Annotated in this window: 23 protein-coding genes; 12 read left to right on the top strand and 11 right to left on the bottom strand. The window is 68.6% G+C overall.

Annotated elements, in window-relative coordinates:
• The first annotated feature begins 4 nt into the window (after nucleotides 1-4).
• Complete coding sequence (locus KF887_00195) at nucleotides 5-1,231, top strand: UbiH/UbiF/VisC/COQ6 family ubiquinone biosynthesis hydroxylase (protein QYK41604.1); 1,227 nt, start codon at nucleotides 5-7, stop codon at nucleotides 1,229-1,231.
• A 9-nt stretch (nucleotides 1,232-1,240) separates the two neighbouring features.
• Here the strand turns inward: KF887_00195 and KF887_00190 are convergent, their stop codons facing one another.
• From KF887_00190 to KF887_00180, 3 genes are all read right to left on the bottom strand, one after another.
• Nucleotides 1,241-1,435 (bottom strand): Trm112 family protein, encoded by a 195-nt coding sequence (locus KF887_00190; GenBank protein ID QYK41603.1) that lies wholly within the window; start codon nucleotides 1,433-1,435, stop codon nucleotides 1,241-1,243.
• Nucleotides 1,432-2,079 carry an LON peptidase substrate-binding domain-containing protein gene (locus KF887_00185; protein ID QYK43371.1) on the bottom strand — a complete coding sequence of 216 codons (648 nt, stop codon included), beginning with the start codon at nucleotides 2,077-2,079 and terminating at the stop codon, nucleotides 1,432-1,434. The genes KF887_00190 and KF887_00185 overlap by 4 nt, the downstream gene beginning before the upstream one ends.
• A gap of 72 nt (nucleotides 2,080-2,151) precedes the next feature.
• Nucleotides 2,152-3,075: a co-chaperone YbbN gene (locus tag KF887_00180; GenBank protein ID QYK41602.1), complete on the bottom strand. Its 924-nt coding sequence runs from the start codon at nucleotides 3,073-3,075 to the stop codon at nucleotides 2,152-2,154.
• A gap of 114 nt (nucleotides 3,076-3,189) precedes the next feature.
• On the opposite strand from KF887_00180, the gene KF887_00175 reads away from it, so the two are divergent.
• The 3 genes from KF887_00175 (at nucleotide 3,190) to KF887_00165 (ending at nucleotide 8,020) form a co-directional block, all read left to right on the top strand.
• Nucleotides 3,190-3,822 (top strand): lipolytic enzyme, G-D-S-L, encoded by a 633-nt coding sequence (locus KF887_00175; GenBank protein QYK41601.1) that lies wholly within the window; start codon nucleotides 3,190-3,192, stop codon nucleotides 3,820-3,822.
• Between the two features lie 146 nt (nucleotides 3,823-3,968).
• Entirely contained in the window at nucleotides 3,969-5,135 is a 1,167-nt protein-coding gene (locus KF887_00170) for an aminotransferase class I/II-fold pyridoxal phosphate-dependent enzyme (GenBank protein QYK41600.1), read from the top strand.
• A gap of 5 nt (nucleotides 5,136-5,140) precedes the next feature.
• Nucleotides 5,141-8,020: a DNA translocase FtsK 4TM domain-containing protein gene (locus tag KF887_00165; GenBank protein QYK41599.1), complete on the top strand. Its 2,880-nt coding sequence runs from the start codon at nucleotides 5,141-5,143 to the stop codon at nucleotides 8,018-8,020.
• A 128-nt stretch (nucleotides 8,021-8,148) separates the two neighbouring features.
• Here the strand turns inward: KF887_00165 and dnaA are convergent, their stop codons facing one another.
• The 5 genes from dnaA to KF887_00140 all read right to left on the bottom strand — a co-directional run bounded on the left by dnaA (nucleotide 8,149) and on the right by KF887_00140 (nucleotide 12,840).
• Entirely contained in the window at nucleotides 8,149-9,522 is a 1,374-nt protein-coding gene (dnaA, locus tag KF887_00160) for a chromosomal replication initiator protein DnaA (protein QYK41598.1), read from the bottom strand.
• A 513-nt stretch (nucleotides 9,523-10,035) separates the two neighbouring features.
• A complete protein-coding gene (gene rpsT / locus KF887_00155; protein QYK41597.1) occupies nucleotides 10,036-10,314 on the bottom strand; it encodes a 30S ribosomal protein S20 in 279 nt (92 codons plus the stop codon).
• 162 nt (nucleotides 10,315-10,476) lie between these two features.
• On the bottom strand, nucleotides 10,477-11,253 hold the full coding sequence (locus KF887_00150) for an enoyl-CoA hydratase (GenBank protein ID QYK41596.1): 777 nt from the start codon (nucleotides 11,251-11,253) through the stop codon (nucleotides 10,477-10,479).
• Between the two features lie 62 nt (nucleotides 11,254-11,315).
• On the bottom strand, nucleotides 11,316-12,167 hold the full coding sequence (mutM, locus tag KF887_00145) for a bifunctional DNA-formamidopyrimidine glycosylase/DNA-(apurinic or apyrimidinic site) lyase (protein ID QYK41595.1): 852 nt from the start codon (nucleotides 12,165-12,167) through the stop codon (nucleotides 11,316-11,318).
• Entirely contained in the window at nucleotides 12,151-12,840 is a 690-nt protein-coding gene (locus KF887_00140; protein QYK41594.1) for a hypothetical protein, read from the bottom strand. Before KF887_00140 ends, mutM begins: the two co-directional genes overlap by 17 nt.
• Nucleotides 12,841-12,940: 100 nt before the next feature.
• Between KF887_00140 and ubiE the strand changes: the two genes are divergently transcribed.
• Together ubiE and ubiB are read left to right on the top strand one after the other, a co-directional pair.
• Entirely contained in the window at nucleotides 12,941-13,690 is a 750-nt protein-coding gene (ubiE, locus tag KF887_00135) for a bifunctional demethylmenaquinone methyltransferase/2-methoxy-6-polyprenyl-1,4-benzoquinol methylase UbiE (protein QYK41593.1), read from the top strand.
• Between the two features lie 21 nt (nucleotides 13,691-13,711).
• The gene (gene ubiB, locus KF887_00130) at nucleotides 13,712-15,244 is read left to right on the top strand and encodes a 2-polyprenylphenol 6-hydroxylase (protein ID QYK41592.1); all 1,533 of its coding nucleotides are present in this window, start codon (nucleotides 13,712-13,714) and stop codon (nucleotides 15,242-15,244) included.
• 2 nt (nucleotides 15,245-15,246) lie between these two features.
• Here ubiB and flgD read toward each other — a convergent pair whose 3' ends face one another.
• Together flgD and KF887_00120 are read right to left on the bottom strand one after the other, a co-directional pair.
• Entirely contained in the window at nucleotides 15,247-15,915 is a 669-nt protein-coding gene (flgD, locus tag KF887_00125) for a flagellar hook assembly protein FlgD (GenBank protein ID QYK41591.1), read from the bottom strand.
• A gap of 15 nt (nucleotides 15,916-15,930) precedes the next feature.
• Complete coding sequence (locus tag KF887_00120) at nucleotides 15,931-16,425, bottom strand: flagellar hook-length control protein FliK (protein ID QYK41590.1); 495 nt, start codon at nucleotides 16,423-16,425, stop codon at nucleotides 15,931-15,933.
• Nucleotides 16,426-18,652: 2,227 nt separating this feature from the next.
• Between KF887_00120 and KF887_00115 the strand changes: the two genes are divergently transcribed.
• The 6 genes from KF887_00115 to KF887_00090 all read left to right on the top strand — a co-directional run bounded on the left by KF887_00115 (nucleotide 18,653) and on the right by KF887_00090 (nucleotide 22,292).
• Complete coding sequence (locus KF887_00115; GenBank protein ID QYK43370.1) at nucleotides 18,653-18,874, top strand: rod-binding protein; 222 nt, start codon at nucleotides 18,653-18,655, stop codon at nucleotides 18,872-18,874.
• Nucleotides 18,864-19,199 (top strand): hypothetical protein, encoded by a 336-nt coding sequence (locus KF887_00110; protein QYK41589.1) that lies wholly within the window; start codon nucleotides 18,864-18,866, stop codon nucleotides 19,197-19,199. The genes KF887_00115 and KF887_00110 overlap by 11 nt, the downstream gene beginning before the upstream one ends.
• A gap of 232 nt (nucleotides 19,200-19,431) precedes the next feature.
• On the top strand, nucleotides 19,432-20,637 hold the full coding sequence (locus KF887_00105; GenBank protein QYK41588.1) for a flagellin: 1,206 nt from the start codon (nucleotides 19,432-19,434) through the stop codon (nucleotides 20,635-20,637).
• Between the two features lie 70 nt (nucleotides 20,638-20,707).
• Nucleotides 20,708-21,085 (top strand): flagellar biosynthesis regulator FlaF, encoded by a 378-nt coding sequence (gene flaF, locus KF887_00100; protein ID QYK41587.1) that lies wholly within the window; start codon nucleotides 20,708-20,710, stop codon nucleotides 21,083-21,085.
• The gene (flbT, locus tag KF887_00095; protein ID QYK41586.1) at nucleotides 21,082-21,486 is read left to right on the top strand and encodes a flagellar biosynthesis repressor FlbT; all 405 of its coding nucleotides are present in this window, start codon (nucleotides 21,082-21,084) and stop codon (nucleotides 21,484-21,486) included. Before flaF ends, flbT begins: the two co-directional genes overlap by 4 nt.
• Nucleotides 21,483-22,292 (top strand): DUF1217 domain-containing protein, encoded by an 810-nt coding sequence (locus KF887_00090; GenBank protein QYK41585.1) that lies wholly within the window; start codon nucleotides 21,483-21,485, stop codon nucleotides 22,290-22,292. The genes flbT and KF887_00090 overlap by 4 nt, the downstream gene beginning before the upstream one ends.
• Here KF887_00090 and KF887_00085 read toward each other — a convergent pair.
• Nucleotides 22,285-23,607, bottom strand: a complete 1,323-nt coding sequence (locus tag KF887_00085) for a FliI/YscN family ATPase (protein QYK41584.1) — start codon at nucleotides 23,605-23,607, stop codon at nucleotides 22,285-22,287. The two genes, KF887_00090 and KF887_00085, sit on opposite strands and share 8 nt — an antisense overlap.
• Between the last annotated feature and the right edge of the window lie 38 nt (nucleotides 23,608-23,645).

Below are 23,645 nucleotides of genomic sequence, written 5' to 3'. Positions count from 1 at the left end.
GGTCATGGAACATGATGCCGATATTCTCATCGTTGGTGGCGGGCTGAACGGCCCGGCCCTGGCGCTTGCGCTGGCGCATGCCGGTCTGACCTCTGCCATCGTCGACGCGCGGCCCGCGCAGATGCGGCGCGAGCGCGGCTTCGACGGGCGCGCCTATGCGCTGGCCGCCGCATCGCAGCGGCTGCTGTCCGCGCTCGGCGTCTGGCCGCTGGTGGCAGACCACGCGCAGCCCATCCTGCAGGTCAAGGCCAGCGACGGGCGCGCGGGCGAGGGTGCCGCCCCGTTCTTCCTGCACTTCGATGCGGCAGAACTGGATGACGGCCAGATGGGTGCGATGCTGGAGGACCGGTTCCTGCATGGCGCGCTGATGGACCGGGTTGCCGCCACGCCCGGCATCGCCCGCCATCCCGGCCAGACCGTGACCGCACAGGAGGTGACGGCCAGGGGCGCATCGGTGACGCTGGCCTCGGGCACACGGGTGTCGGGGCGGCTGATCGTGGGCTGCGACGGGCGCGGGTCCGGCACCGCGACCCGGGCGGGGCTGCGGCGCCGGGGCTGGGCCTATGGCCAGACGGCGCTTGTCACCGCCATCGAACACGACCTTCCCCACCACGGCATCGCGCATCAGTTCTTCATGCCCGAGGGACCGCTGGCCATCCTGCCCCTGCCCGGCAACATGTCGTCGCTCGTCTGGTCGGAAACCGATGCCCGCGCCGCCGCGATCCAGGCGCTGCCCGACGATGCCTACCTTGCGGCGGTCCGTCCCCGCGTGGGCGAGTTCCTGGGGGCGCTGAGACTGGCGGGCGACCGCTTCACCTATCCCTTGTCGCTGTCGCTGGCCGAACGCTGGGTCGCGCCGCGCGTCGTGCTGGTGGGCGATGCCGCGCATGGCGTCCACCCGATCGCCGGGCAGGGGCTGAACCTTGGCCTGCGCGACGTGGCCGCGCTGGCCGAAACCCTGGTCGAGGCACAGCGCCGGGGCGAGGACATCGCAGCCCCCGACGTGCTGGACCGCTATCAGCGCTGGCGGCGGTTCGACACGACCGCGCTGGCCCTGGGCATGGATGCCGTCAACCGTCTGTTTTCCAATGATAACCCGATCCTGCGCCCGCTGCGTGATATCGGCATGGGGCTGGTATCGGCCACGCCTGTCCTGCGTCGCGCCTTCATGCGGCAGGCGGCCGGGCTGTCGGGCGACCTGCCGCGCCTGCTGCGCGGCCAGCCGCTCTGACCCGCGCGTTCAGCCGATGTCGCGCGCCTCGATCACCAGCATCACGGGAATCCCGTCGCGGATCGGAAAGGCCAGGTTCGCGGCCTTGGACACCAGTTCCTGCCGTTCGGCATCATAGGTCAGAACCGCCTGCGTGACCGGGCAGACCAGGGCCTCCAGCATCCGGCGGTCGATCGGCTGGGTGCCCGGCGCGACACTCGTCATTGCACGATCTTCTCGCCGGAATCGCCGTGCAGCGCAAATTCGATCAGCGTCACCATCGTCTCGCGCCGGGTGGTCAGGGATGGCGCCTCCAGCAGCGCCTGCTTGTCCTCGGGCGAGAACGGCAGCAGCATCGACAGCGAGTTGATCAGAAGCTCGGTATCCGCCTCCTTCAGGCTCGACCAGTCGGTCGAAAGCTCCATCGCCCGGAAGAACCGCCCCAGCAGGTCCAGGAAGGCCGGGCGGTCAAAGCGCGGGTCGTCCTCGGCCGCGCCAAGATCGCGCGCGAACGGGGCCCAGTCCACCGTGCAGCGGCGATAGGGCGTGAAGCCCGCCACCTCCTCCCGCACCCGGAACCGCGACACCCCGGACAGCGAGATCATGTAGCGCCCGTCCTCGGTCTCCGAAAACCCGGTCAGGCGCCCGGCGCAGCCGATGGCATGAAGCCGCTTCTCGCCATGCCCGTTCGGCACCTCGCGCGGCTGGACCATCCCGATCAGCCGGTGCGCCGTCTTCATCGTGTCGTCCAGCATCTGCAGGTAGCGCGGCTCGAAGATATGCAGCGGCAGGCGGGCGCGGGGCAGCAGCAGCGCACCCGGCAGCGGAAAGACGGGGATGGTGTCAGGCAGGTCGATGGGTTTCATGATGCCTTCAACCTAGGCCGCGCGCCGTGTTCGGCAAATGTCGCGGCGGGGCAGCACGCCCCGCCCGCGCCGTTCCTACACCAGGACCATCGAGGCCAGCCGCCGCCGCCCCTTCAGCACGATGGGGTCGTTCGGCTTCAGCGCCTCGAAGATCGTCAGAAGCTGCGCCTTGGCGGCGCCCTCGTTCCAGTCGCGGGCACGGCGGAACAGGTCAAGCAGCTCGTCCACGGCCGCAGCGACATCGCCCTTGGCATGCAGTGCCGTGGCCAGGTCGAACCGTGCCTGATGGTCGTCCGGGTCGGCCTCGACCCGGCGGCGCAGCTCGGTCACCGGGCCGGCCTTCGACGCCTGCCGCGCAAGCTCGATCTGCGCGCGCGCCGCCTCGACCTCCTGCGCGTTCCTGATCTTGGCCGGGGCCGCATCGGCCAGAGTCTGCGCACGGTCGATCTCGCCCAGCGCCAGATGCGCCCGGATCAGACCGCCATAGGCGCCGGGGTTCTCGGGCTCCTCGCCCAGAATGGCGGCAAAGGTCTCGGCCGCATCAACCGCCGCACCCTCGGCCAGCATCGCATCGGCGGCCGCAATCGCCTCGGCCAGCCCGCCGTCACCGCCCAGCGCGGCAATCCGGTCGACGAAGGTCTTGACCTCGGACCCCGGAAGCGCCCCCTGGAACCCGTCGACCGGCTGGCCCTGCCAGAATGCATAGACGGTCGGGATCGACTGGATGCGCAGCTGCCCGGCGATCATCTGGTTCTCGTCGACATTGACCTTGGCCATCCGGACGCGCCCCTTGGCCGCGTTCACCGCCGCTTCCAGTGCCGGGCCAAGCTGCTTGCAGGGCCCGCACCAGGGCGCCCAGAAGTCAACGATGACCGGAACCTCGCGACTGGCCTCGATCACGTCTTTCATGAAGCTCTTTTCAGAGGCATCGAAGACCCATTCAGACCCTGTCGCCGGTGCCGAAGCGGGTTTCGCCCCCTTGTCGCCAAAGCCGAACATCGCATTCCCTCGTGGCTGCCTTGATTGCGCTCTATATGTGCCGCAAGACACGAAAGTGGAAGGGGCAAGGCACCGACAGCCGTGTCTTGAACCGGTCCCGACGAAAGGAAAGCCATGCCCAGGCTACTGTGTTTCGGTGACAGCAACACCCACGGCACCCCGCCGATCGCGGTGCGCGGGCCCTATTTCCGCTATGATGCCGCGATCCGCTGGCCCACGCGGCTTGCCGACCACCTCGGTTCGTCCTGGGACGTGGCCGAGGAGGGGCTGCCCGGCCGGACCGCGCAATTCGCCGATCATGTGATGGGCGATCACATGGACGGGCGCATCGGGCTGAAGATCGCGATGCAGACGCACGGGCCGCTCGACTGGCTGGCGATCATGCTGGGCACGAATGACGTCAAGACCCGGTTCGGCGCGACGCCCGCAAAGATCGTCGCGGGCATCGCCGGGCTTGTGGACTATGCCATGTCGATCGACATGGCGGCACGCCATCCGGGCATGCGGATCCTGCTGATCGCGCCCGTCCCGGTGATCGAGACGGGATGCCTGCGCGGCGAGTTCATCGGTGGCGCGGCAAAGTCGGCGGCCCTCGTGCCGCTGATCGCGGGGCTGGCGCGGGCCCGCGACTGCGCCTTCCTCGATGCGGGCATGCATGCCCATGTCAGCCCTGTGGACGGCGTGCATCTGCCGCCCGCCGGACATGCCGCGATTGCCGAGGCGGTGGGCCGCATCCTGGCGCACTGACCTTCGGCCAATGGGCGGAAATGTCACAATTTCCGCGGACGCGCCTGCCACGGCGCGGCGAAATTGTGGACCGATGGCCTGCGGGCGGCTATCGTGGCGGAAACGCGGGGCGACAGACCCCGGACCTTGAGGCACGATCCGAACAGATGGACACCCCCGCGCGGTTCCAGAGCCTGCCCGACTATGCCTTTCCGCGTTTGCGGAGGCTGCTCGACGCCCATGCGCCGGGCGGTCAGCCCATCGCCATGACGATCGGCGAACCTCGCCACCCGATGCCCGGTTTCGTCGGTCCGATCCTTGCCGATACGCTGGCAGGCTTCGGCCAGTATCCGCCGAACGACGGCACGCCGGAACTGCTGGCGGCCATCGCCGCCTGGCTGCACCGCCGCTATGGCGTGGCCCTGACGCAGGATCGGCTGATGGTGCTGAACGGCACGCGCGAGGGGCTGTTCAATGCCTGCGTCGCGCTCTGCCCCGAAGACAAGCGCGGCAAGCGGCCCGTGGTCCTGATGCCGAACCCGTTCTATCAGGTCTATGCCGTCGCGGCCCTGGCAATGGGGGCCGAGCCTGTCTACGTGCCCGCCACCGCGGCCACCGGCTTCCTGCCCGACTATGCCGGGCTGCCCCGCGACATCCTCGACCGTACCGCCATCGTCTATGTCTGCTCGCCCGCCAACCCGCAGGGCGCCGTCGCCTCGCGCGACTGGTGGGCCGATCTCGTGGCGCTGGCGGAAACCCACGACTTCCGCATCTTCGCCGACGAATGCTATGCCGAGATCTGGCGCGATGCGCCCCCCCCGGGGGTCCTGCAGGCCGACGCGGATCCGGAACGGGTGCTGTCGTTCCACTCGCTGTCCAAGCGGTCGAACCTTCCCGGCATGCGGTCGGGCTTCGTCGCGGGCGGACCCCGCGCGATCGCGGCGATCCGGCAGCTGCGCGCCTTCGCCGGTGCCCCCCTGCCGCTTCCCCTGCAGCGCGTGGCCGAGGCCGCCTGGAACGATGAGGCGCATGTCACCGAAAACCGCGCCCTCTACGCCGCCAAGTTCGCCGACGCCGACACCATCTTTGCGGGCGTGCAGGGCTATCGCGCGCCCGAGGGCGGGTTCTTCCTCTGGCTTCCGGTGGCCGACGGGGAAGCGGCGGCGCTGCGGCTGTGGCGCGAAACCGGCGTGCGCGTGCTGCCCGGCGGCTATCTGGGCCGCGAGGTGAACGGCGACAATCCGGGGCGTGGCTACATCAGGGTCGCGCTCGTGGGCGACCGGCAGGAAACGACGACGGGGCTGACAAGGCTCCGCGAATGTCTTTACGGGTGAGGCACATGGCAAGCTATCAGACGCGGCAGCGCGACCCCCTGCTGGACCAGGGCACCCAGGCGATGCTGGAACGGCGCGGGCGCGAGTTGATGGGCCTTGGCCTGATCCTGGCCGCCGGGTTCTTCGCGGCCCTGCTGGCGACCTATTCGCCCGACGATCCGGGCTGGATGGTGGCCACCGACACGCCTGCACAGAACGCCATGGGGCGGCTCGGGGCGGCGATCGCCTCGACGCTGATGATCATCGGCGGGCTGGGCAGCTGGGGCATCCCGGCGATCCTGCTGGCCTGGGGTGTCCGTTTCGTCACCCACCGCGGCGAGGATCGGGCGCTGTCCCGCATGGTCTTTGCGGTGATCGCCGTGGCCTGCGGCTGCGTCTTCGCCGCCACCCATGTGCCGGGCTCCGGCTGGCCGCATCCCGCCATCGGGCTGGGCGGGCTGTTCGGCGACACGGTGCTGGGCGCGATCCTGACCTTCCTGCCGCTCGGTATCGGCTTCGGGCTCAAGCTGCTGTCGGCGCTGTTCGGTGCCGGATGGCTGGCGATGTTCCTCTATGTCATGGGCTTCTCGCGCGATGAACTGCGCGGCCTGTGGCGGTTCCTGCTGCGCGGGCTGGTGATGACCTACGCGCTGATCCTGTCTCTGGCCGGGCAGGGCGCCAGCGGCACGCTGCGCGCCGCCACGGCGATGCGCGAACGGCAGGCCGCCCGGCGCGAGGCCGCGGCCATCGCGCGCGAAGCGGCGCCGGCCGTCGAACCGCCGCCCGCCCGCCGCCCCGCCGTCGTGGCGCGTGCGACAACCGCCGATGCCGCGTTCGGTGCCCCTGCCAGCCTCCAGGCCGCCCCGCCGCCCGAACCCGCGCCGCGCCCCGGGCTGCTTTCCGGGCTGATGCGCCGCCCGGTGGCCGAGCCGCCGGTCACCGCCCCCCCGGCCCTCGCCGAAGACGGGGATGACCGGCTGCGCGCGCGCATCGCCGATGTCATCCGCGCCCGCGTGCGCGGCGGCCCGCTGACCGCCGCCGCCCCCGGACCGACCGGCCTGATCCAGGCGGCGATCGCCCGGCGCGAACCGCCCGTGATGCGTGCGACGGCGCCACCCGCCGCCATGCCCGCTGCGCGCCCTGCGCCCGCGCCCGCACCCGTCGCGGCGGCCCCCGCCGCCCGCACACCCGATCCGGTGATCGAGGATGACGCGGATGACGACGACACCTGGGATCCCGCGGCCTTCGCGGCCGAGGAACCGGCCTTCACCCGCCATCCCGTCCCCGGGCCCGAGATGCGCCGCGTGGTCGTCCAGCCTGCGGCAACCCGTCCTGCCACCCCGTCCCGCCAGGCCCTGGCCGAGGCCCAGCCGCGCCTGCGGTTCGATGAAACGGGGGTCGCCTACGAACTGCCGCCGCTGTCGCTGCTGTCCAATCCGGCGACAATCCAGCGCCACGCCCTGCCCGAGGAGGCGCTCGAGGAAAACGCGCGCATGCTGGAAAACGTGCTCGACGACTATGGCGTGAAGGGCGAGATCGTCAGCGTCCGCCCCGGCCCCGTGGTCACGATGTACGAACTGGAACCCGCCCCGGGGCTCAAGGCCAGCCGCGTGATCGGCCTTGCCGACGACATCGCGCGGTCGATGTCGGCGCTGTCGGCGCGCGTCTCCACCGTGCCAGGCCGCAGCGTGATCGGCATCGAACTGCCCAACGCGACGCGGGAAAAGGTCGTGCTGCGCGAGATTCTCAGCCATCGGGACTTCGGTGATTCGAACCTTCGCCTGCCGCTGGCCCTGGGCAAGGACATCGGCGGCGATCCGGTGGTCGCGAACCTGGCCAAGATGCCCCACCTGCTGATCGCGGGCACCACGGGGTCGGGCAAGTCGGTCGCCATCAACACGATGATCCTGTCGCTCCTCTACAAGCTGACGCCCGAGGAATGCCGGCTGATCATGATCGACCCCAAGATGCTGGAACTCTCCGTCTATGACGGGATTCCGCATCTGCTGTCCCCCGTGGTCACCGACCCGAAGAAGGCGGTCGTCGCGCTCAAGTGGACCGTGGGCGAGATGGAGGAACGCTATCGCAAGATGTCCAGGATGGGCGTGCGCAACATCGAGGGCTACAACGGCCGCGTGCGCGAGGCGCTGGCCAAGGGCGAGATGTTCAAGCGCACCATCCAGACCGGCTTTGATGACGACACCGGCGACCCGGTGTTCGAGACCGAAGAATTCGCGCCGGTCGCGATTCCCTACATCGTCGTCATCGTCGACGAGATGGCCGACCTGATGATGGTCGCGGGCAAGGAAATCGAGGCCTGCATCCAGCGGCTTGCCCAGATGGCCCGGGCCAGCGGCATCCACCTGATCATGGCGACGCAGCGCCCCTCGGTCGATGTCATCACCGGCACCATCAAGGCGAACTTCCCCACCCGGATCTCGTTCCAGGTGACATCGAAGATCGACAGCCGCACCATCCTGGGCGAACAGGGCGCCGAACAGCTTCTGGGCATGGGCGACATGCTCTACATGGCGGGCGGCGCCAAGATCACCCGCATCCACGGACCCTTTGTCAGCGACGAAGAGGTCGAGGAAATCGTCAACCACCTGAAATCCTTCGGACCGCCGCAGTACATGTCGGGCGTTGTCGAGGGCGTGGACGAGGAAAAGGCCGACGATATCGACGCCGTGCTGGGTCTTTCGACCGATGGCGGGGATGACACGCTTTACGATCAGGCGGTCGCCATCGTGGCCAAGGACCGCAAGTGCTCGACCAGCTACATCCAGCGCAAGCTGGGCATCGGCTACAACAAGGCTGCGCGCCTGGTCGAGCAGATGGAGGAACAGGGCGTCGTCACCCGCGCGAACCATGTGGGCAAGCGCGAGATTCTGGTCGAGGAACGCTAGCGGTGGCGGGCGTCCGCGGCCGCCCGACTCCTTAACAAACCCTTACCTCGGCAGGGTCAAGTCATTGAAATTGCTGGGGTCGAAAAGCGTCCCATCGTGGGACGCCCCGAATGACCCGCCGGCTCCGCCTAGGCCTGAAGCGTCCGCCGCAGCAGCAGGATGTCATCGGCCAGCTGGCTGTCGATGGCCATCAGTTCCTCGATCTTCTTGACCCCGTGCATGATCGTGGTGTGATCGCGCCCGCCGAACCGGCGGCCGATCTCGGGAAGCGACCGTGTGGTCAGCTGCTTGGACAGGTACATCGCCACCTGCCGCGGCCGCGCGATGGTCCGCAGCCGCTTCGGCCCGATCATGTCGGACAGCCGCACGTTGTAATGCTCGGCCACCCGCCGCTGGATCTCGTCGATGGTGATCTTGCGATCCGAGGCGCGCAGGATGTCGGCCAGACATTCCTGCGTCAGGTCCAGCGTGATCTCGCGCCCCACCAGCGTCGCAAAGGCGAACAGCCGCGTCAGCGCCCCCTCCAGCACCCGGATGTTGGCGGTGATCCGATGCGCCACGAATTCCAGAACCCCCGGCGCCAGCGTCAGCCCCGGATACTGCACCCGGTAGGCATCGGCCTTGGCCTGCAGCACCCCCAGCCGAAGCTCGTAGTCGGTGGGATGCAGGTCGACGACCAGACCGCATTGCAGGCGGCTCTTGATCCGCTCCTCCAGATCCTTGATCTCGCCGGGCGAGCGGTCGGCAGAGATCACGATCTGCTTGTTCTGGTCGACGAGCGCGTTGAACGTGTGGAAGAACTCTTCCTGCGTGCTGTCCTTGCCCGCGATGAACTGCACGTCATCCACCATCAGCACGTCGACCGAGCGGAACATCTCCTTGAAGTCCATCACCGACCGTTCGCGCAGCGCCTGCACGAAGCGATACATGAACTGCTCCGCCGACAGATAGAGCACGCGCAACTCGGCATGGCGGGCGGTCAGGTCATTGGCGATGGCATGCATCAGATGCGTCTTGCCCAGCCCGACGCCACCATAGAGGAACAGCGGGTTGAACGTGACCGGGCCGCCTTCCGAAACGCGGCGGGCGGCGGCATGGGCCAGTTCGTTGGGCTTGCCCACGACGAAGGAATCGAAGGTATAGCGCTGGTCAAGCTGCGCGCCGGGCAGGTCGTCGGTGCCGGTGGGCCGGCCACGCGCCGGGCGGGGTGCCGGGCGTTCGGCCGGAAGCGGAGCGGGCGCCGGAGCGGCGCGGCGTCCGGCCGCGGGCAGCGCGAACTCGACCCGCTCCACCGGCTGCCCGCTGGCAAGCAGGTGGCGCAGGATATGGTCGGCAAAGTTGCGCGACACCCAGTCGCCGAAGAACGAGGTCGGAACGTCGAAACGCGCCACGCCGTCTGCCATGTCGCGCAGGCGCAGGGGTTCAATCCAATGGGCAAAATTCTCGCGGCCGATCCGCGCTTTCAGACCTTCGCGCAGCTCCAGCCATGTGTCGTGCGTCATTCCCTCAACTCGCTCCAGGGCCATTCTTGACTGACGGTCGCGTCCACCATGGCAGGGCGGCGCGCCGCGCTTCGCGAGTCAAGGCCAAGACCACACCCCCGGGGGCTTGCCCCGGCAGCGTCAAACCGACGCAAGATCGCGCAGCGGCCAAATCGGAAACGCGCCCCGGTTGCCCGGTTCGACAGTTCAGACCGTTCTTCGCCACTGCGCGGGCGCAGACCCCTAAGGCATTGGATGCAAACGGTTCCCTGTCCGCGAATTGGCAGTCGGCGTTTGGCCGGGACCCTTGATCGCACCCACGCCCATCCCCCTAGACGACGTGAATCGCCCAAGAACGCTAGCGCCGCCGGACGGGCGGCTGCAACCGAACTTCGTGGTTGACAGGATTTTGACGGCGCGAATCCCGTGGCCTGTGCAAGCCCGCCACGGTCGGGCCCGACAGCATCGGCAAAGCGAAAGGGGCGCCACCTTGCGGGGCGCCCCTTCCTGGATGTTCGGGATGGCCCGGAACGCTCAGGCGGTCGGGGCGGCGCCCACGGCCTTCACGCGCGAGGCAAGGCGCGACATCTTGCGCGCCACCGTGTTCTTGTGCAGCACGCCCTTGGTCACGCCGCGCGCCAGTTCGGGCTGCGCGTTGCGCAGCGCGGTCGCCGCGGCGGCCTGGTCGCCCGAGGCGATCGCCTCTTCCACCTTGCGCAGGAAGGTACGGATGCGCGACCGGCGTGCCTTGTTGATGGCATAGCGGTCTTCGGACTGGCGGGCGCGTTTCTTGGATTGGGCGGTATTGGCCATGGGTCGATCTTGTCCTTGCGGTCTTTCGTTGCGTTCTGTCGCGCGAAAGACCCAAGCACCCGTCAGTGTGACGGGATCGGATCATGCCTTAAGCGGGCCCACGCGCATGTAGACCGGGCGCATACACCAGCCCGGACGGAAAGAAAACAGGGATTCGGCGTGTCAGCGGTCGCGGAACTGCGGTTGCCGTTTCTCGAGGAACGCCGCCATGCCCTCTTTCTGGTCTTCGGTGGCGAACAGCGCGTGGAACAGGCGGCGTTCGAACAGCAGCCCTTCGCGCAGGGTGGTTTCCTGCGCGCGGTTCACGGCCTCCTTGACCGCCATCACGGTCAGGGCGGATTTTTCCGAGATCTTCTGTGCGGCCTTCATCGCCTCTTCGATCAGGCTCTTGGCCGGAACCACGCGGCTGACAAGGCCGCAGCGTTCCGCCTCGGCCGCATCCATGTTGCGGCCGGTCAGATGCATGTCCATCGACTTTGACTTGCCGACGAACCGGGTCAGCCGCTGGGTCCCGCCCATGCCTGCCACGACGCCCAGGTTGATTTCCGGCTGGCCGAACTTTGCCGTATCCGCCGCGATGATGAAGTCGCACAGCATGGCAAGCTCGCATCCGCCGCCCAGGGCGTAGCCGGCCACCGCCGCGATGATCGGCTTGCGCACCCGCAGGATCATGTCGGCCTCGGCGCCGAAGAGGTCGGCGCCGAACACATCCACGAATGACCGCTCGGCCATTTCCTTGATGTCGGCACCGGCCGCGAAGGCCTTTTCCGACCCCGTGATGACGATGCAGCGCACCCGGTCGTTCTGGTCAGCGGCGGTCAGCGCAGCTGCGAGTTCGGACATCAGCCTTGCATTCAGCGCATTCAGCGCTTCAGGCCGGTTCAGCCGCACGAGGGCCACGTAATCCTCGATCTCGACGACGATGGTCTCATAGGCCATGGCTTGTTCCCCATACAATGCGCCTGCGCCGGACTCCTAGCACCCCGCCCGGCGGGATCAAGTCACCTCTGGCAGCGCGGGCAGCAGAACGACGACCGGCCCGACTGGACGATGCGCAGGATCGTCCCGCCGCAGTGGGGGGTCAGGCAGGGTTGCCCCTCGCGGCCGTAGACGCGGAAGGCGTGCTGGAAATAGCCAAGTTCACCATCGGCCTGCCGGTAGTCGCGCAGCGATGACCCACCCGCCTCGATCGCCTCGGACAGCACGTCGCGGATGATCGGAACCAGCCGCGCGGCGCGCGTCGACCCGATGTTGGCGGCCAGACGTCGGGGCGAGATGCGGGCGCGGTAGAGCGTTTCACAGACATAGATGTTGCCCAGACCCGCTACCACGCGCTGATCCAGAAGCGCCGCCTTGATCGGCGTGCGCCGACCTTCCAGCCGTTCGGCCAGCCATGTTTCCGAGAACCCGTTGCCAAGCGGTTCCGGGCCCAGGGATGCCAGCAGCGGATGGGTGCCCTCCGTGCCGGTCGGCATCAGGTCCATCGCGCCGAACCGGCGCGCGTCGTTGAAGGTGATCCGCGCGCCGCCTTCCATGTCGAGCACGACATGGTCATGCCGGTCGGGCGCGGGGTGGTCATGGTGGAACGCACCCAGCATCGCACCCGACACCAGCATTCGGCCCGACATGCCGAGATGGGTCAGCAGCGTCTCGCCGGTGGACAGGTCGGCCAGGATATATTTCGACCGGCGGCGCAGGTTCAGCACGGTCGCGCCGGTCAGGCGTTCTGCCATGCGGAGCGGAAGCGGCCAGCGCAGGTCGGGGCGGTTGACCTGGGCATGAAGGATGCGCCGTCCCTCCATCACCGGAAGCAGGCCGCGCCGGACCGTCTCGACCTCAGGCAGTTCGGGCATTCCGCGCAGCGTTCCTGTCCAGCACCTCGCGCACAAGGGACAGGAAACCCCGGGCGCCCACAAGGTGTTTCGGCACCCGCACGGATCCGCCCGGCGCGAAATCAAGCCGCCAGAGATATCCGCCATCGTCCCGGATCGCCGTCAGCGCGGCCCAGCGGAACTCTCGCCGGAAGTGTCCCATGTATTCGACCACCAGTCGGTCCCGGTCGGCACGTGCCTCGAAACCGAAGGTCGAGCCGAGCGAGAGGGCCACGACGCCGGCCGCCGCGGCCGAGGGCCAGCCGAGCGGCAGGAAAGCCCCCGCCTGCGGACCATAGAGCAGCCAGAGGATCGCCGCACCCACGACCACGGCCACCAGCCGCAGCCCCGGCGTGGTGCGCAGCACCGCGGCATCGCCGGACTGGTGCGCGGCCGCCGCCTCGCCGGCGGCGGCGATGACAAGGATCGCATCGGGCAGCGGTTGCTGCAGCCGGGACCGCAGGGTGGGCGATGCCGCAGCCCCCAGCCGCCCGATACGCGCCGTGGCTGCGCGCCGTGCCGCGCGCCACAGGACGAAGGACAGCAGCATCGCGCCGAGGGCCCAGGGGGAAAGCAGGCCGAAGCCGGTGCCCTCTGCCAGGGTCGCGGGCGGGATGGACTGTGGCGAAAGGGTTGCGGGCAGGTTGGGAAACATCGGTTGGCTCCTTTGCCGCAGGGGGTGGCGGCGCGGACTGGTTTTCCTTTGCCCGCCCGGTCTATATCCGGTTGCAGGGCGACAATGGGGCGGAACCGTGATGGACGACCGGCAGGGCAGCACACATTTCGGCTTTCGCGAGGTTCCCGAGGGCGAGAAGGCGGGCCTTGTGCATGGCGTCTTTTCCCGCGTGGCGTCGAAGTATGACCTGATGAACGACCTGATGTCGGGCGGAGTCCATCGGCTATGGAAGGACGCGATGATGGACTGGCTGGCGCCGCGTCCGGGCCAGCGCCTGCTGGATGTGGCCGGCGGGACCGGTGACATCGCGTTCCGGTTCCTGCGGCGTGCACCGGGTGCCACGGCCGTGGTCTGCGACATGACCGAGGGGATGCTGGTCGAGGGTCGTGCCCGGGCCGATGCCGAGGCGATGGCGGCGCGGCTGGACTGGGTGGTAGGTGATGCGATGGCGCTGCCATTTCCCGATCGCAGCTTTGACGTCTATACGATCAGCTTCGGCATCCGGAACGTGACCCGCATCGACGCGGCGCTGCGCGAGGCGCATCGCGTGCTGAAGATCGGCGGGCGGCTGATGGTGCTGGAGTTCAGCCGCGTCCCGAACGATCTGCTGCAATGGGCCTATGACCGCTATTCCTTCAACGTCATCCCGGTGATGGGCCAGGTGGTGGCGGGCGACCGCGAGAGCTATCAATATCTCGTTGAAAGCATAAGGAAGTTTCCAGATCAGGACGCATTTGCCGCGATGATCGGGGCGGCAGGTTTCGAACAGGTGGCCTATCGCAACCTGACCATGGGCGTCGCTGCGCTGCATTCGGGCTGGAAGCTGTGACGGCGCGGGGGCGCGGCTGACATGCGCGGGCCGCACAACATTGTCCGTCTGGTGCGCACGCTGGCCACGCTGGAACGGACCGGGGCGATCGGCGTCGTGCTGGAGGCATTCCATGCCCCGCCGCGCCTGCGGTTCGTCGCGCGGGTCCTGGGCTGGCCGTTCAAGTGGCTGGGCCTCAGCGGCGACCCGGCCCTGCCCCCCGCGACCCGGGCACTGACGGCGCTTGGCCCGGCCTACATCAAGTTCGGCCAGATCCTTTCCACCCGGCCCGACATCGTGGGCGACGATCTGGCGCTGCAACTGAAATACCTGCAGGACAAGTTGCCGCCATTTCCGATCGAGACCGCGAAGGCGATGATCGAGGCTGAACTGGGCATGCCCGTGGACAGCGTGTTCACCGAATTCTCCGAACCCGTTGCCGCCGCCAGCATCGCCCAGGTGCATCGCGCCCGCCTGGCCGAGACCGGCGAGGAGGTGGCGGTGAAGGTGCTGCGCCCGGGGATCGAGCGTGCGTTCCGCAAGGACATCGATGCCTTCTATCTGGCCGCCCGAATCATCGACACGCTGGCCCCGTTCTCTCGCCGTCTTCGGCCGATGGAGGTGATCGCCCATTTCGAGGGGGTGGTGCTGGGTGAGCTTGACCTGCGCCTGGAAAGCGCGGCCTGCGCCGAGTTCGCCGCCAATACCGAGAAGGACGAGGGATTCCGCGTTCCCCGCCCCATGTGGTTCCTGTCGTCCCGCCAGGTAATGACGCTGGGATGGGCCGAAGGTGCCAACATGGCCGACAACGCGGCCATCGACGCGGGCGGGCATGACCGGCGGGTGCTTGCCGCGCGTGTCCTGTCCTTGTTCCTGCGCCATGCGCTGCGCGACGGCTACTTCCATGCGGACATGCACCAGGGCAACCTCAAGGTAGCTGCCGACGGCGCGATCATCGCCTTCGATTTCGGGATCATGGGGCGGCTGGATGACTATACGCGACGGGTCTATGCGGAAATCCTGATGGGTTTCATCCGCCGCGACTATCGCCGCGTCGCAGAGGTGCATTTCGAGGCCGGTTACGTGCCGGCCGACCGCGACATCGACGAATTCGCCCGGGCGTTGCGGGTCGTGGGCGAGCCGATCTTCGGCATGGATGCCAGCCGGATCTCGATGGCGCGGCTGCTCGCCTATCTGTTCGAGGTGACGGAACGGTTCGGGATGCAGACGCGCACCGAGCTGATCCTGTTGCAGCGCACCATGGTGGTGGTCGAGGGCGTGGCGCGGTCGCTCGACCCGCACATCAATATCTGGCAGGTCGCCCGGCCCGTCGTCGAAGGCTACATCGCCGAGAATGTCGGCCCGAAGGCTGCGCTGCGCGACCTTGGCCAGACCCTGCGGGTGCTTGCCCGGTTTGGGCCGCGGCTGCCCCGGCTGGTCGAGACCATCCTGATCCGCCAATCATCGCCCCCGGGCCCCGAAGCGCCGCGTCGGCCCTGGCTGTCAGCTGCAATCTGGGTGCTGCTGGGCGCGGCGCTGGCGCTGGCCGGGGTAGCCGCTGGCCGACTTCTCTGACGCTAGGTTGCGCGCCGCAGGGCAGAAACCGCGGCGACCGCAACCTCGACCCCGCCGGCCAGCACGAGCTGGACACCGGTGGGCGTGCTGCGCACCTCATCCACCCGCGCATAGGTCTCGGCTTCGATCGTCGAGATCAGGCGGTCACCCTGCATCCGCTCGACCGAAAGGCTGTAGGTTCCGGGGTTCAGCTGGGTGCCGGTCGGCCCGGTGCCTGACCAGTCATGGGCCGTGGCGCCGATATCGAGTTCCTCGCGCGCAACGACGGCGCCCCGCGCATCACGCACCACCAGCACGGCACGGTCGGCGGCAGGATCGGGCTGTCCGGTATGGAATGTCACGGGGGTGCCGGTGAAGGCCACCGGGGCCGTGCTGCGCGCCTCCTGCCCGACCCATCCGGCGAACTGTGCCAGACCCTGCAGGTCGAACCGTTGCAGAAGCGTGTCGAGTGTCTGGTTCATGCGGGTCTGCTGTTCCACCCCGGAGAAGGTCGCGAGCTGGACCGCGTAGTCGGCCGACTCGATCGGGTTCAGCGGATCCTGATGGCGCATCTGCGCCGTCAGCATCTTGAGGAACGTGTCGAAGTCCGCGTTGATCCGCGTTTCCGATGAAACCCGCCCGGCGCTGCTGGGGGATGCGGTGGTGCCGGTGGCTGCTGCAGCTATCTCCATGGTCCTGTCCTGTGGTCAGAGGCGAAGGTTGAGCCCGGCCGTGCCGATTGCGGATGCCATGGCAACGGCGTCCGCTGCCGAAGGGCGATGGGCCGCCCAGGCGGCATCGCCGGATGCCGCCGGGGTGTGCTGGGTCGGCTGGCGTCCGCGCCCGCCGCCGGAGCCGAAGTTGAGTGTGGCACCGCCGAGGCCTGCCTGCCGCAGGTCGGCCAGCAACTGATCGCCGTGCCGCCGCAACAGATCAAGCGTGTCGGGGCGCTCGGCCTGGATGGTCAGGCTGAGCGCCCCACCCTCGCCGGACACGGTGATCGACAGGCGGCCCAGCTCGACAGGATCGAGCATGACCTCAGTCGTGTCCCCGGAAGTGCCGGTCGCCGCCGCGTGCAAGACCTGGGCAAGCATCGCCACGGGCACCGGCAATGGCGCCGCGGCGGCGGGCGGCAAGGCGTTGGTCTGCGCCGCGGTTCGGTGCGTTGGTGCGCATGTATCGACCGCTTCGGGTCCCGCCATGCCATCGTCGCGCGCGGCCGCGAATGCCAGCGGCAGGTCGGCCGATGGCGGGGCCGGGGCGGCGGCGGTCGCGGCCGTGTCTGCCGGGACAAGGGATCGTGTGCGAAGGAAGCGTTGCGACGCGCGATCTGCATCCGTTGGCGCTGCGAAAGGTTCTCCGGCAGCGATGTCCGCGGCTGGCGGCAGATGGGTCGCTGGATCGGAGGCAACCCGCCTGCTCGCGGTCTCCGTGGCGCGGACCGTTGCAGGTTCGTCGATTGCAGGGGCTGCTGGCGGTGCGGCGTCGGGCGTCGGTGCGGATATGTCCGCAACCCTGTTGTATTGGGACGGCGCGGGCGGCTGGCGGATGCCGGACGGCGTGGCCGATTCCCCGCCAATGGCGAGAGCGACGTTTGCGCGATCGCGCACGTCCGGCGCGGACACCGGCACCGGAGGGGCCGCAGGGGTTGGTGCCGCGGATATGCCCTGCCGCCGTGGAGGTGGCGAAACGAATGAGGTCGCTGCTGCCTGATCGTCTCGCGCGGTTTGCGATGGTGCAGGCGACTTTTCCGGCGGAGCAACGGCTTCGGGGGTCGGCTGCCGCCCGTCTTGCGGTGCCCCTGTGCGGTGCGGCGGCGCGTCAGGCTGGGGAACTGCAGCGATACCGGCCGACCAGACCGGCGCGCGCGTGTTCGTTGACGGTGGCTGCGCCGCGGTGGCGGGTCCGTCGGTGACGGTGACGGTGACGGTGACTGAGGCGTCGGGCCCGGCCCGGTCGCCCGGTGGCACGCTTGACCGGTCTGCTGCGGGTGGGTTTGTCCATGGTCCGGGGGCCAACTGCGGCGGTGACGCCTGCCGACCCCCGGGTGCTACGGCAACCGGCCTGCCGGGCACAGGTGCCGTCTGTTGGGATGCGGTCGACCGGTGCGATCCCGGCCGCGAATCCTGCCCCGGTGCCTGGCGTGGCAAGATGTTGGACACTTCGGTGGCGGTGCGCGGTCGTGCCGGTTCGTTTGCCGATGCTGTGGCCTGCTGCCCGGTGGCAGGTGACCGCGACACCTCGGGCGCCATTGGAGCGGCCGGTGCCAGACCGAGTTCCTGCGGCTGCGGCGTCGTCACATGCCGGTTGGGTTCGACAGCGGGAATCACGATGGCTGAGGCGGGCATCGCGACATTGCGCGGCGGGAGGGGGCCCGTCGCGGTCTGTCTGCTGGTTGCTTCGGTGCCGGCGGCTGGCAGGTTCGTCGTGGCGGTCCCGGCGGCGGGGTGCGGGGCCGAGGTCGGAAGAATCGGCGCGGTTCCTGCCCTGGTTGCGATCAGCGGGGCCTGCAACGGCAGGGTCGGGAGCGGCAGGGATGGGTGTTCCGCGACGACTGCACGGCCTGGTCGCTGCGTCACGTCCTCGCCTGGGGGGGAGTGCGTCGTGCTGCCAGGCGCGGCAGTACTCGGCGCCAGCGGTGCATCCGTGGTGGTGCGCGGCGGCGCGGCGACAGTGGTCGTGCCAGCCAACAGCACGCGGCGGTCCGCAGCGTCTGGAACGCGAACGCTTCGACGTTCATCCGTTGCGCCGGGTGGTGCGACAGTCGGCCGATCGGATTGCGCAGGCTCGGCGGTAGGCGATGGCGCTGCGCCCTGGTGCGAAGGTGGTTCGGTGTCAGTGGGTTGCAAAGCCGAGGATGCGCCGTCGGCGGGTTCGTGTGGCGGCACCAGGGGAAGGGGCGGCGCAAGGGCCGCGCGATCGGGGCGCCAGGGTGCCGCCGGATCGACCGGTGCAGTCGGTTCCCCTGGTGAAGGGTCAGTCCGGGTGATGGGCGGGAATGACGGTGGTATCTGCGGGGCGGGCACCATGAGGGGCATCGCCACCTCGGACGTCTGCATGTCCCTCGGACGGGCCATGGCGGGTCTGTCCTGCGGCATGGCAATCGGTGAATCGGCCGTCATCCATGCGGCGAACCGGTCGTCGAACGGCAGGACCGTCGCGGGCGCCTCGGCCGCCGGGGTGGCCCCGGCCGGAATGGCAACGGCTGCATTCGCAATGGCAGGTGTCATGCTGGCCCCGACTTCTGTCCCGGTCGGGACAATCTGGGGGCAACTGGTTACCGGGTGTTTACCCGGCGCACCGAGACTGCTGCGGATTGTTCGATTCCGCTGTCCGGAGGTGCTGTCAGTGATCCCCCCTGTATCCGGTGCCGCCCCGGCACCCAGACACGCCACCGGTGGCTTCGCAGACAATGCGACCCGGACGGAGGTGCTTCGCGCGCGTGCGGACGAGATGGAAGCGGTCTTTCTGGCGGAAATGCTTGGCCATGCCGGTCTGGGCAGGTCGCCGGATGCCTTTGGTGGCGGGATCGGCGAGGAGCAGTTCGGTTCCCTTCTTCGGCGGGCACAGGCAGATGCCATTGTCGCCGCGGGCGGCATCGGCCTTGCCGAGGCGATCTTCCGGTCGCTCGTGACGCGCGATGACGGCTGATCCCTGGTTCCGGGTCGAGCGGATGCTGGACCTCGTGCACGTCGCGCTGATCACGGGTGATCTGGCCGCCTTGCCCTCACTTGCCGCCGAGATCGAGGCTGCGGTGCCAGGCGAGGTGCCGATCCCGGCGGCGATGGCGGGTCGGCTGCGCGCGAAGGCTGATCGCAACGCGCGCTGCCTTGAGGCGGCCGGGCGCGGGTTGCGCGCGGCGCGCAAGCGCCTGTCGGACATCACCGCCGCCAGGGGCGGGCTCAGCACCTATGACGGCAGCGGGCAGCGCCATGTCCTGGCTGCCGACGCTGGCGGGACCGCGCGCCGCTGCTGACGCGCGCCGTTGCGCAGATGCCATCCGCTCGAATGCCGCGGATTTTGCCGGGACGGGGGAAGGTGGATTAGCGAAGCCTTAGAGGTTCACCCGCATCAATCCCCTCCGCATCCCAAGGGGTGGCGCGGTCGGGGCAGGGTGTTCCGGCGCAGGGCAAGAACGCCATCAGAGCCGCCGCAGGGCGGCACCCCCATCCGCCGGGAAAAGGCCCGTGCGCAGGAAAGGAAACCTTATGTCCTCGATCATGACGAACACCAGTGCGATGGTCGCCCTTCAGACGATGAAGGGGATCAACGCCAACATGAACAAGACCCAGAGCGAAATCTCTACCGGCAAGACCGTGGCCACCGCCAAGGACAATGCCGCGATCTGGGCCATCTCGAAGGTCATGGAGTCCGACGTCAAGGGCTTCAAGGGCATCGCGGACAGTCTCTCGCTGGGCTCGTCGACCATCTCGGTCGCGCGCCAGGCATCGGAAACCGTCACCAATCTGCTGACCGAGATCAAGGGCAAGATCGTTGCCGCGCAGGAGGAGAACGTCGACCGGACCAAGATCCAGGCCGACATCTCGAAACTCCGGGATCAGATCGCCTCGGTCGTCGGCGCGGCCCAGTTCAACGGCCTGAACCTTGTGAACGGCACGCAGGGGACGGTGAACGTGCTGTCCTCGCTTGACCGGGGCACCGGCGGCACCGTGGCAACCTCGTCGATCTCGGTCGCAGCCCAGGATCTGACGGCAGGTGGCTATACCGCGGCGGCGGTGCTGGGCAGCAACACCACCGGCGTTTCCACCAACGGCGATACGGCTGGCTTCGCGCTCGATTCGGGCGGTGGCACGGGCACGCTGGAATTCGATGGCGCGAACTTCGCCGCGGGTGACAGCGTGGGCGTCACGATCGGCGGAAAGACGGTCAGCTACACGCTGTCGGATGCCGATGTGGCCTCTACCAGCCCCGGCGACATCGTCGCCGTCGCGCTGAAGCAGAAGATCGAGGCCCTGGGTTTTGCCGATCTGGCGGTGGACTACGACTCGGGCACGGCACAGACACTGTCCTTCACCAATGACGGGACCAACGACCTTGCGGTCAGCGTGCAGTTCAAGAACGCCGGGTCCGGCGGGCTTGCCGCGCTTGCAGGGATCGACGTGACAACGCAGTCGGGCGCCGCCGCCGCCCTGGGCAACATCGAGGCACTGCAGCAGACGGCGATCAACGCGGCTGCCGAATTCGGCTCGGTGCAGGGACGGATCGACATCCAGAACGACTTCGTCTCGAAACTGTCCGATGCGTTGAAGGCCGGGATCGGCACGCTGGTCGACGCCGACATGGAAGAGGCGTCCGCCCGGCTTCAGGCGCTGCAGGTTCAGCAGCAGCTTGGCATCCAGGCGCTGTCGATCGCCAACCAGCAGCCGCAGAACATCCTGGCGCTCTTCCGCTGAGTCCGCCCGGCGGGAAGGTCAAGGCCTTCCCGCCGTCTCACCCCCCTAATCAGAGCGGAAGGAATTCCCGATGCAAACCGCCCAAGTGGCGCGGGCCGCCTATGCACGCCCCGACGCCCCCCTGCGCGATCCGCGCACCGTCGAGTACGATATCTTTGCCCGCGTCACCCGCGCTCTGGCCGAGGCCTGGGACAGGCGCAAGGTCGACCACTCAGGCCTCGCGCAGGCACTTCACGCCAATGCGCGGCTCTGGCGCACCCTGGCGGCCGACCTCGCCGAGCCCGGCAACGCGCTGCCGGCCGAACTGCGGGCGCGGCTGTTCTACCTGCACGAATTCTCGGTCGCGCACGGCCGCAAGGTGCTGGAAGGTACCGCAGATGCGGGTGTGCTGGTCGACATCAACACTGCCGTGATGCGCGGTCTGCGCGGCGAGGTGACACAGGCATGACCGGGCTCGTCCTGAAGCTGGGTCCCGGCGAGCGGGTTCTGATCAACGGCGCCGTGATCGAGAATGGCGAGCGCCGGTCCCGGCTGGCGATCCGGTCTCCCAACGCCCATATCCTGCGCCTGCGCGACGCGATCCATCCCGAGGAGGCGAACACACCGGTCCGGCGTGTCTGCTACGTGGCGCAGCTTGTCCTGTCGGGCGATGTCACCGCAGCAGAGGCGCGGATGCAGCTCCTTCGGGGGATCGAGCAGCTCAGCCAGGTGCTCACCGATCATGACAGCCGCAGCCTGCTGGCCACCGCGACGACCGCCGTTGTCGACAACCAGCACTACCAGGCACTCAAGGCGCTTCGCGGACTGCTCCCGCGGGAGGAGCGGCTGTTCGCCGCCGGGCGCGCATGACATTCCAGCCGGCATTGCCCCTTGGTGGATATGCCGGCTGGGCGTTCCTGAAACGGACGGCACCGATACAGCGCGCCGCCTTTGAGCGTGCGCCCGAAGTCACCCGCGACGAGGCCTATTTCCGCCAGAAGATCGGATCTGTCCGGACGGCGGAGCAGCTGGTGTCGGATCGTCGGCTCCTGAAGGTCGCACTCGGCGCATTCGGGTTGGACGGCGATCTCGGCAACAAGGCTTTCATCCGCAAGGTGCTCGAGGATGGCACGCTGAACGAGACTGCGCTTGCCAACCGGCTTGCCGACAAGCAATACGCAGCCATGTCGGCCGCCTTCGGGTTCGGCGACTTTGCGACACCGCGAACCCAGCTGTCGGACTTTGCCGACGGTATCGTCGCAGCCTACAAGACCCGCGGGTTCGAGGCTGCGGTGGGCCAGCAGGACGGTCGGCTCCGGCTTGCGCTGAACGCCGAACGTGAACTGAAAGCACTGGCGGACCGATCGATCTCGGACGATGCGAAATGGTTCACCGTGATGGGCAGCAGGCCCCTGCGTGCAGTCTTCGAGGCTGCGCTGCGGCTGCCGACGAGCTTTGGTGCGCTGGATATCGACCGGCAGTTCGACACGCTGCGCGAAAAGGCGCGCGCTGCCTTTGGGGATGACAGGGTCGCGCAGTTCTCGGAACCGGCAAGGCTGGAGGGCCTGATCCGCCGCTACCTTGTGATGTCGGATCTTGCCCAGACCGCGGGCCCGGCGGGGATGTCGGGCGCGGCCGGGGCACTGGCCATTCTTCAGGCAGGCCAGCTCAGGTAGGCGGCGCCACACCAAGACAGTCGGCCAGCCGTGCAAAACTGGCGGCGATCCCACCCTGGGCATCTTCCGCAAGAAAGGCATCCAGGGCGGGCCAGACGGCGATTGCGGCATCCACCTGCGGGTCGGACCCCTTGGCATAGAGCCCCGACTGGATCATCAACTCCGCCCGATCCCAGGCGCCCAGCAGTGCCCGTGCCTGCGCGATCAACGCGTTCTCGCGATCGGTTGCGCATGCAGGCAAGCTGCGCGAGACGGATCGAAGCAGGTCGATTGCCGGATAGCGCCCGCGCTCGGCAATCCGGCGGTCCAGCACCACGTGGCCGTCCAGGACCCCGCGCAGGATGTCGGCCACGGGTTCCTCCATGTCCGATCCGGGGACCAGCACGGTATAGACGGCGGTGATGTCGCCCGCCCCGTCGTCACCCGGGCCGGCGCGTTCTGCCAGGGACGTGATCGCAGGCGCGGTCGAAGGTGGATAGCCGCGCATGCCCGCGCTTTCCCCGGCTGCCAGCGCAACCTCGCGATGCGCCTCGGCGAACCGTGTGATGCTGTCGGCAAGCAGCAGGACATGCAGCCCACGATCGCGGAAATGCTCGGCCACCGCCGTCGCCGCCCACGCGCAACGCCGGCGAACCAGTGGCGACTGGTCGGATGTCGCGGCCACGACAACCGTGCGCGCCATGCCCGCCGACCCCAGGACGACCTCGGTGAACTCCCGCAGTTCGCGCCCACGCTCGCCGATCAGCGCGATCACCACCACATCGGCCTCGACGCCCCGCGCGAACTTGGCCAGCAGCGACGACTTGCCGACGCCCGATCCGGCGAACAGTCCGATCCGCTGTCCGCGCACCAGCGGCAGGAGCGTGTCGAACACCGCGACACCGGTAGCCATGCGCGGCCCCAGCGGCCGCCGCCGCGCAGCCGTCGGGGGACGCGCACGCAGCGCCCGTGGACAAGATCCGGGCATCAGTGGGCGGCCGTCCAGCGGTTGGCCGAAAGGGTCTATGATGCGTCCGATCCAGCTGTCGGCGGGCGACAGGTCAGATCGGCCCCGCAGTTCCACGGCATCACCGATGGCCAGCCCCTCCACCGTCTCCTCGACCAGAACGCCAAGGCCACGGGAGGAGAGCGCGACGACCTCGCCGCCCACCAGCCCGCCCGCCGCGTGGATGGCGACCCGGTCTCCCAGCGCGGCGTCGGTGGCAAGCCCGGCCACACACACGGTCGCAGGTCCGACCTCGGTGATGCGCCCGACCGGAACGACGGCGGCAACGTCAGCGATGCGCGCCCGCAGGCCGTCAAGAATACCGTCCACCTCGATCTCCCTTTGTTCACGCTTACACTTCCTAAAGG

Source organism: Paracoccaceae bacterium (assembly GCA_019454225.1).
Classification (GTDB): domain Bacteria; phylum Pseudomonadota; class Alphaproteobacteria; order Rhodobacterales; family Rhodobacteraceae.
This window is presented reverse-complemented; position numbering and strand designations above follow the sequence as displayed.